We start from the raw sequence: 8,935 nt of genomic DNA, 5'->3' as shown, positions 1-8,935 counted from the left end.
TTCGTAGCCTTCCTGTTTCAAGGCAAACTGCACCAGCGCAGTTGTAAACTGGCTATCATCAACCACAAGGATATACACAGTTCTTCCCCTCTTCAGCACGTAGTGCTCAGCCGCCGGGAATGGGGAAGGTCCGCAGTCCATCCAGCTTGGGGCTGCGTTCTGCCTCTCGGCCCGGCAGGATGAGCATGCTGTTCGGACACATCGCTATAGAAGCAAAGGAGCGTAGTAGCCTAAGCGGTAGCCGCATGCCATGCCTCCTTGCATCCCTCTCCAGGCCAGGACAACCGACGGTCGTCTCTACTTACCACGGCCCATCAACAACGCGCCAGAGGTTGATCACCGTTCTCCTCCCTCTGTGCTTTGCCTCTGCCCCTTGCTTGGCTGACCGGGGGCAAAATACTACGAGACGGCCTTCGCCGCCGCGCGTAGCTTCTCCACATAGACCATCAGAATAGCGATATCCGCCGGCGTGACTCCCTCAATGCGTGAGGCCTGTCCAACCGTACGTGGGCGCAAGCGGGCCAGCTTCTGCCGCGCTTCCGTCCGTAAATGGGGAATGCTCTGATAATCAAGGCCCTCGGGAATCAGTAGTCCCTCAAGACGCTGGGCCTGCCGAACTAATTGTTGCTGTTTTTGAACATAATATTCATATTTGACCTGTAATTCAACCTCCTGCGCGACCTCGGGGGAGAGTGCGGGTAATGGCGGCTCAGCGTCCGCACCTTCCTCGTTCTGGTAGACGCGGCGGGCCAGCTCTGCAATCTGCATATAGTGCGTCTCGGGACGACGCAACAAATCGCGAGCCGAGGTCATTTGTCCCAGCGGAGCTATCCCAACCTCGCGCGCGGCAGATTCCACACTGCGAGAGGAAGTAAAGATCAGCTTGCTCAGGCGCCCCAGGGTTTGCTCAACCTGTTCGCGCTTGCGTAGCACCCGTGCATAGCGCTGCTCATCGATGAGGCCGAAGCGATAGGCGTAGTCGCTTAGACGCAAATCGGCGCTATCGGCGCGCAGGAGGAGGCGATACTCGGCCTGAGAAGTATGCAGGCGATAAGGCTCGCTGAGGGGGCGAGTAACCAGGTCGTCGATCAGTACGCCGATATAGGCTTCGTGCCGACCCAGCACAAAGCCCGGCTCACCGCGGGCGTAGAGGGCAGCATTGATGCCGGCCATTATCCCTTGAGCTGCCGCCTCCTCATAGCCGGAGGTGCCGTTAATCTGACCGGCCAGAAAGAGGCCGGCTACGGCCCGTGTTTGTAGGGTCGGCATGAGTTGATAGGGGGGGACATAATCATATTCGACAGCATACCCAAAGCGGACAATCTCCACATGCTCCAGAGCTGGAATAGAGCGCAGCATTGCCAGCTGCACATCTTCGGGGAGACTGGTGTTCATTCCTTGTACATAGACCTCGCCTGTGCGCCAGCCCTCCGGCTCCAAAAAGACTTGATGGGAGGCCTTTTCAGCGAAACGCACCACCTTATCCTCGATCGAAGGGCAATAGCGGGGACCGATGCCTTCGATGAGACCATTGAAGAGGGGAGAGCGATGGAGATTAGAGCGAATCACCTCATGGGTGCGCTCATTGGTGCGCACCAGGTAGCAGGGCAACTGCGGGCGCCAGCCGTGCAGGTCCTCATCGGTAACCGGGTAGACCGGGTTGGGACGCCCACCTGGCAGCTGCACATCGGCCCGCGCCGTTTCGTCCCAGGAGAAATAGAGGGGCACACGGCTGCCTGGCTGCGGCTCTGTCTTACTGAAATCGATGGTGCGTGCATCGATGCGTGGCGGGGTTCCGGTTTTGAAGCGGCGCACCTCCAGGCCAAAGGCGCGTAGCGAGTCGGCGACGCCCAGCGAGGGGCCTTCACCAGCGCGCCCGCCTGGCTGCGTCTTCTCGCCTACCACGAGGCGCCCGTTGAGGAAGGTGCCCGTTGTCAGTACCACCGCCTTCGCCTCATACTGCCAGCCAGTACTGGTCACGACACCACGAATAGCCGGACATCCATCCTGGCCCTGCTCGTAGAGAAAGTGCGTGATCGTCGCCTGCTTCAGATCAAGATGAGGCTGAGCTTCCAGGGCAAATTTCATCGCCAGGCGATAGGCCTGCTTGTCACACTGAGCACGCAGGGCCTGGACCGCTGGCCCCTTGCCGGTGTTGAGCAAACGGATTTGAATGAAGGTGCGATCAGTATTGCGCCCGACTTCGCCGCCCAGGGCATCGATTTCCTTGATCAGGTGCCCTTTCGCTGGTCCACCCATCGAGGGATTGCAGGGCATGAGCGCTATACTATCCAGGTTCATGGTCAGTAGGAGCGTCTTACGGCCCATGCGCGCGCTGGCCAGCGCGGCCTCGCAGCCAGCATGGCCTGCCCCGACCACGATCACCTCATAGGTGCCTCGCCGCTGCCCTTCGCCAGAAAGACTGTGAGTGCCTGCTTCGTTTGTCATTTGTTGCGTTCCGCCTACTTACATGTCATGTACATGTATAACGATCACTCTGGTATTATGCCGCAGATAAAAAGGCACGTCAATACAGCCACCGCCGCCTTTGACAAATTGCCCTTCAAGCTGCTCGCTAGAAGCGCAGCAGCACAGCCTCCACACTCTAGAGGACTGGTCTAGGGGCACATGCCCCTCCCTACCTATTGACCGAACCGTACCAGCACAGTATGCTTGAGTGCTGGCCTGACTGACCAGACCCGAGGAGGCGCTGAAGCAATGCCAGGCGGGTGGCACGCTGGCTGGGTGGACGGGTCAGGGCATCAGCGACCTGCTTACGCGGTACCATTGGCCACCAGCCCTAAGCTCAGGGTGCAGCAGCTGCAGAGAAATCGCATGCCCCAGTAGGTAGGAGTTGACTTGTCCTCTCCTCTCAGATCTGCTAGAATTGCACTGGGGTTTATACCATTGCAGAGTTAACCCTGACAAGGGGGAGGAGCGGCCCGGTCTGCTGTTAGGGCACAACGGCAGGCCGAAGCTGAGAGCGTCCCCAGGAGCACAGGTGCAACCTGGTAAACCAGAAGACAACGGGGCGATGGCGAAATGGTAGACGCAGGGGACTTAAAATCCCCTGGGGTGAAACCCCCGTGTGGGTTCGAGTCCCACTCGCCCCACCTTTTCCCTCTTGCCGCTCCACAGGCCCCATCAGCCTCTTTTCCCATCAGCTCGCCCCAGGCCAGTCCACCCCCTTTTTCGGGCTTTTTTGACCCTAATCCCCTGAGCTACACGGCCCTTCCAAAACCCAAAGTTAACACAGTCCCCTGAGCCAGCTACCAACCTCATCCCTCGCCCCTCCTTCTCCCTCCCTTTCTCGCTCGACGAAGCGATGGCAGCCACTTCCGTATCCGCTCCACAGGAGAACACTTCTCATGCTCCCTCCGAGCCTGAGCAAGGTAGGAAAGGCCCTGTCCTGCCTCATGCCGGACCAGTCGAGAGCAGTTGTTGCTCCCTCGCCGCTCTGCCTTTACACGCCCGGTCCCCTTTGCTTAAAAAAAAGCCAGCAAATCAAGCAATAAAATTTGCATTTTCCGTCCTAATGGATGCATATTTTCATGTTCAATAAGGCCTCCAGCCGCACACTGAGCCATTTTGTCCAGAAGATCTGAGCGATAAAAATCATGGCAGCTAACGTTGAGCAATTGGGAAGATGGTTCCCAGGATCTACTAGCCCATCTAGAAGAATGGAGGTTGATTGAAAGATGAAGCGTGTGTTGAGTCTGGTGATAGGAGTGGGTCTCATCATCATGGCCCTGCTGGCTTGCGGTGAAAGCACAGGCAACAACACAGGCACCGCAGTTACTCCAACTGCCTCCACCAGCGCCAGCAAGTCGAATGCGGCCACAGCCCCAGCAACGCAGCATTTCAAAGTCGGCCAGGTGGTCAAGGTAGGTGACACCTGGCAGGTGACAGTGCTGGGTGTCAAAACCAGCAACGGAGATGAGTTTGACCAGCCCAAAACTGGCAATACGTTCCTCCTCATCGACGTCTCGCTGAAGAACCTCAGCAGCAGCGAGCAGACTGTCTCCTCCGCCATGAACTTCACTCTGAGGGACAGCAGCGGCCAGCAGATGGATTTCGCCATTGTCACCTCGGCTCCCAAGACGCCCGATGGCAAGGTTGAGGCCGGGGGACAGATCCGCGGTACGTTGGCCTACGAGGTACCCCGCTCAGAGCATCACTACACACTAGCCTTCGTCAGCGACCTCTTGGAGAGCGGTCAAACCATCTGGGATATCAACATCTAGCGCTCTCCCTCGCTCTTCCCCTTGCTTCGCTTGCCTAGGTGGCAAATATCAAGGGAAAGTAATGGACGTCCTGTAGCCTTTTTGTCCTCTCTACAGGACGTCCGTCTTACTCTACTCTTCAATAGTATGCAGCCGCCCTTGATCACTTCTTGATGGAGTTTACTCTCGTCTTCCAGACGGCTTTTCCAGCGTCGGCGTAGACGTTGCAGCCCCCTTGAAGCCTGTCTTGCAAGCCGAATCTCCCAGGGCAGAGCCGCCCCTTGCCAGAGCTTCTCCCCTCATGCTACACTTGCTAAAAGATTACAACTTTTTTAGTCACCGCTCGTATCTCGCTATAGAAGGGTCTTCCAATCCATTTCTATATATAGATAAAGCGGTCGAAAAGGAAACGAGCGGACAGCTAAAGATGGATTCGACACTACGCGCATCAGGAACGCTTGGTCTGGGGCCAGTGGCCCAACCAGCGCGCCATATACGTCGCAAGAGAGGTAGCCGGCCCGAGGAAAGCGCAGAGGCTATTTCCAGCCGGAGTCGTAGCCAGAGTGGACAAGGGACTATCACAGGAGAGCAGCTCCTGCGCGGGCAGGTGCAAGGGGCAGCTGTGGAGGCGATCAGTGATACAGCGCTAGTCGAGCTTGTGCTGGCGGGCGAGCAAGATGCCTACAGCGTGCTCGTCGAGCGCTACAAAGATGCAGTCTACAACCTGGCCTATCGCATGCTGGGCAATGTAACCGAGGCAGAGGATGTCACTCAGGAAGCCTTTGTCCGCGCCTACATGCAACTGGCCAGCTACAAGCCTGCTCATAAATTCAGTACCTGGCTCCTCTCGATCGCCTCGCATCTGGCCATCGACCAGTTCAGGCGGCGGCGCTTCCTGGCCAGATCCCTGGAGGAAGTGCCATTTCTTGAATGGATCATCGACCACGGCACTAGCCCCGAGCAGTCTGCTCTTGAGGGCGAGCAGCACGACGAAATCCAGCGCTATCTGCAGCGTCTCCCCGCTAAGTACCGCGCGGTGATTGTTCTGCGCTACTGGTACGATCTGTCTTACGAGGAGATTGCCAGCGCGCTTAAGCTGACGCCCGCCCTGGTGAAAGCGCGTCTGCACCGAGCACGTGAGCTGCTCGCACGCTATATGCAGCAGGAAGATGCAAAGGAGGGAGAGGTCGATGCGCTGCCGCGACGCTAGAGCATGGCTGGCAGAGGAGCACAGCAACAACGAGGCTGAGACAGCCCGCCAGCGCTCCGAGGTGCTTGCTCATCTGGCTCATTGCCCTGCCTGTCGGCGCTATGAGCAGCAGCAGCAGCGTCTGAAACGGCTTCTGTACGGGAATTTCTCGCCCGTTTCTTGCCGCCTCTCTACCGAACAGATCATGCAGGCAATCTACCTGCGCCAGCGTACAACTCGCCAGCTTGAGGAGCTGCATCAACAGCAACGCACTCGCCTGGCACGCCTCCAGACCTTAAGCTCTTTGTTTATGGTCTCATTGTTTATTCTGACCGCTAGTATTCCTGTATTGTTATTCCTGCTCTTTTTCAATCAGCCCGAGCTACTGGTCAGAACACTGCTGCTGCTGAGCGATGTTGTTGACGCCTTCCTGGTGGCGCTCACCTATCTGCGCCTTGGTCTGAGCTTTGTCTCGCAAGACAATCTGCTATTGGCCGCTCTGGCCTTCCTCCTTCTGCTGCTCGCTGCGGTATGGCTGCGCCTCATGCGTGCCCCGCAAGAGGCCTGACCAACCACCAGTGACCGAAGGAAGGGAGGAAGGAAGGAGAGAAAAGGCCCTGGGGCAAAGCGGACAGCGCCGGCCAGACTTGCTGTCGCAGGCCTGGCTGGTTTATTGGCTGGCTGGAGCATGAGCAGGATGCAGCCAGCCCCTTGAGCCTGGCCGGTTGCCCACATCGAGAGCGAGGGGATCGGGAGCCGATGCTTAAGCCTACGCGGAAACGACAGCGATGGCTCTTGCTCGCGGGAGCTAGCTGCATGGGGTGGGTGATGTTCTGCCTCCTATTGCTCCTTCCCACAGGAGCGCTCTTCCCGAGGGAGACTTTCGCCGCATCCCCTGTGACTCCCCAGCAAGAGTTCCCAGGAGGGGGTGATCAGTGCACCAGACATGGGCCGTTCATCGGTGGTAATCTCGTGGTTGCCAGCAATCAGGTGCTCTGCAGTGATCTTATCTCTTTTGGTGGCACGGTCGCCATTAATGGCACAGTGAATGGCAATGTAGTGGCGTTCGGTGGCAACGTTATTATCGAGGGTACAGTGAATGGGGATGTGAACCTCTACGGCGGCGTAGTCAGCCTGCAGAGCGGCTCCCACGTTCACGGCGATATCCACCTCTACAATGCCCGCTGGGCCCGCGAGCGCAATGCCCAGCTCGATGGCACCCTCACTGACCGCTCGCAGCGTTTGATCTGGCCCTTCCCTAACTCTTTGAGCTTCAGTTTCCCTTCTCTTTCCTTGTTCATCTGGGTTGGGCTTGGACTGCTGCTTACCTGGCTGTTTCCTGAGCACGTGATGCTGGTACGCACTACCATCCAGACCAGCGCCGGGCGCAGCCTGCTCGTTGGTCTGCTCAGCTCAATTCTGGCCCCGGTCCTCATCCTACTGCTGAGTACGCTGATCATTACTATTCCGCTGGCTATTATAGTGGCTGTAGGATTGATTGCGGGGTGGGCGCTGGGCATGGTCGCCCTCGGCCTGTTGATCGGTGAACGACTCTTACAGACGTCCGCTCCACAGCGGCATGCCCGCTTTATCCAGGTGGCGATGGGACTCATCATCCTGACTCTGGCTAGCTCTCTCCCTCTTCTCGGCTGGCTGGTAAGCCTGGGCGCAGGCCTGTTGGGCCTGGGCGCTGCCCTTCTGAGCCGCTTTGGCACGCGGCTCTATGGCCTGCCTAGGTACCCGCTCATGCTTTAAAAAAACCTGGCCTGGCTCCTTCGCACGGTTAGCCAGTTATTTACCCGCCTGACCGCCGCTCACAGTAGGGAGAGTTCTGGGCTGGTCACAACTAACCATCGCCTGACTGTGCGACATCCTGTATAATAGGGGCGTATTACTGATTGGGCCCGTCGCTTGCGGGCCCCCCCTTCCCAAGCTCAGAAGAGGGGGTACGTACGGCCCCTCCTTCTTCACCCCTGCTGTTGCACAACAGTGTAGGTTTGTTACAATGTTGGAAAGATGGGACGGCACAATCGATGCGCTCGTAGGGCCTGCCCCCGCAGTCATGCGCGCAACCGATCAGGACGTTTGCAGGGACGCAAGCCTCTAGAGTGCAGGTGGCCGCCGAGGTGATTATGAGCATCGACGTTGAATTGACAGACCTTGCCTATGGAGGCGACGCCGTCGGAAGATACGAGGGACGGGTCCTTTTTGTACCCGGTGGCATTCCCGGCGAACGTGTTCGTGTGGAAATCGTTGAAGAACGCCGCGGACATGCGCGAGCGGCGCTGTTGGAAGTCCTACGCCCAGCGCCAGAGCGAGTAGAGCCGCGCTATCCTCAGCTGACTGACTGCGGCTGCCAGTGGCAGCATATTGCTTACCCGGCACAGCTGACCTGGAAGGCCCACATCGTCCGCCAGCTGCTGGTACGCATCGGCAAGCAGCCCGATGCGGTAGTCCATCCAACTATCGGCATGCCCGCTGGCGTTTCGCCCTGGCACTATCGCAATATCGCTCAGTTCTCAACCGGCCCCAACTGTGAGATCGGTTTCCAGCTGACCGACAGCCACGATGTCCAGGACCTGGAGGACTGCCCGCTGTTGCACCCCGCCCTGGATATGGTCTATCAGCGCGTGCGTGCGAAGCTGCTGAAGTACTTCGGGGATGCCCTGGGCCAGATGATCCAGAAGTTCACCATCCGCGGCGCCGTCGGGACTGTCAGCCCCGCCGGCGGCTCCGGCGAGACAGCCAGGGCTGTGCCCACACTGCTGACAATCCAGGCCCGCCCCGGCTCGGTCATCGAGGCACCTCAACAGCTGGCCCACGAGCTGATTACGATCGCCCCCGGCATCGTCGGGGTCATTATCGAACGCGTCGGCGGACGCTTCGGTCGTGTGGTGGTGGGACAGGAGTTCCTCACCGATATGGTCCTCGGCAAGCGCTTCCGCGTCTCCGCCGATTCGTTCTTCCAGGTGAATATTACTCAGGCCGCGACTTTGATCGAGCGCACGCTCGCAATGCTGGAACCGCGTCGTAGCGACGTGGTTCTGGATGGCTACAGCGGCGTCGGCCTCTTCTCGGCTTTCCTGGCTAATCACGCCGCCCGCGTGATCGCTATCGAGTCGCAACCCAGCGCCGTCACCGATGCGCGCGCCAACGCTTTGCTCAATAATCAGAGCAATATTACAACAATTGAAGGCACTCTGGAACGCTTGCTTGGACAGCTTCACTATCGCCGCGAGCGCATTGATCTGGCTGTGATCGACCCACCACGCGCCGGCTGCCACCCGAAGGCGCTGCAGGGCTTGCTGGCTCTGGCTCCACGAGCTATCTGCTATGTGTCGTGTGATCCAAGTACACTGGCGCGCGATATCGCTACGCTCTGCGCCGGCGATCGCTATCGCTTGATTGCCGCTCAACCTATCGATATGTTCCCCCAAACCTACCATATCGAGTGCGTGGCTCTGCTCGTACGTGGGAACATGCGCTGAGTTCGAGTCGCTCGCCTAAGCCACAGGACACTTTT

Annotated in this window: 6 protein-coding genes and 1 tRNA gene; 6 read left to right on the top strand and 1 reads right to left on the bottom strand. The window is 58.5% G+C overall.

From position 1 onward, the window contains the following. Positions 1 to 399 precede the first annotated feature (399 nt). Positions 400 to 2,448 (bottom strand): tRNA uridine-5-carboxymethylaminomethyl(34) synthesis enzyme MnmG, encoded by a 2,049-nt coding sequence (gene mnmG / locus IRZ31_RS07770; protein ID WP_112429533.1) that lies wholly within the window; start codon positions 2,446 to 2,448, stop codon positions 400 to 402. Between the two features lie 580 nt (positions 2,449 to 3,028). Here mnmG and IRZ31_RS07765 point away from each other — a divergent pair. The 6 genes from IRZ31_RS07765 (at position 3,029) to rlmD (ending at position 8,900) form a co-directional block, all read left to right on the top strand. Beyond that, positions 3,029 to 3,113 (top strand) — tRNA-Leu (locus IRZ31_RS07765). Positions 3,114 to 3,698: 585 nt separating this feature from the next. Further along, a complete protein-coding gene (locus IRZ31_RS07760) occupies positions 3,699 to 4,244 on the top strand; it encodes a DUF4352 domain-containing protein (protein ID WP_297151977.1) in 546 nt (181 codons plus the stop codon). A 406-nt stretch (positions 4,245 to 4,650) separates the two neighbouring features. Beyond that, entirely contained in the window at positions 4,651 to 5,433 is a 783-nt protein-coding gene (locus tag IRZ31_RS07755; protein WP_297151975.1) for a sigma-70 family RNA polymerase sigma factor, read from the top strand. Then, positions 5,414 to 5,980, top strand: coding sequence for a hypothetical protein (locus IRZ31_RS07750; RefSeq protein WP_297151972.1), 567 nt, complete (start codon positions 5,414 to 5,416; stop codon positions 5,978 to 5,980). The genes IRZ31_RS07755 and IRZ31_RS07750 overlap by 20 nt, the downstream gene beginning before the upstream one ends. A 248-nt stretch (positions 5,981 to 6,228) precedes the next feature. After that, the gene (locus IRZ31_RS07745; protein WP_297151969.1) at positions 6,229 to 7,167 is read left to right on the top strand and encodes a polymer-forming cytoskeletal protein; all 939 of its coding nucleotides are present in this window, start codon (positions 6,229 to 6,231) and stop codon (positions 7,165 to 7,167) included. 377 nt (positions 7,168 to 7,544) lie between these two features. Continuing rightward, a complete protein-coding gene (gene rlmD / locus IRZ31_RS07740; RefSeq protein ID WP_297151966.1) occupies positions 7,545 to 8,900 on the top strand; it encodes a 23S rRNA (uracil(1939)-C(5))-methyltransferase RlmD in 1,356 nt (451 codons plus the stop codon). Positions 8,901 to 8,935: the final 35 nt, after the last annotated feature.

The sequence above is a fragment of the Thermogemmatispora sp. genome (assembly GCF_019683635.1).
Taxonomy (GTDB): domain Bacteria; phylum Chloroflexota; class Ktedonobacteria; order Ktedonobacterales; family Ktedonobacteraceae; genus Thermogemmatispora.
The sequence above is the reverse complement of the archived record's forward strand: the minus strand, read 5'-3'. Positions and strand labels throughout refer to the sequence as shown.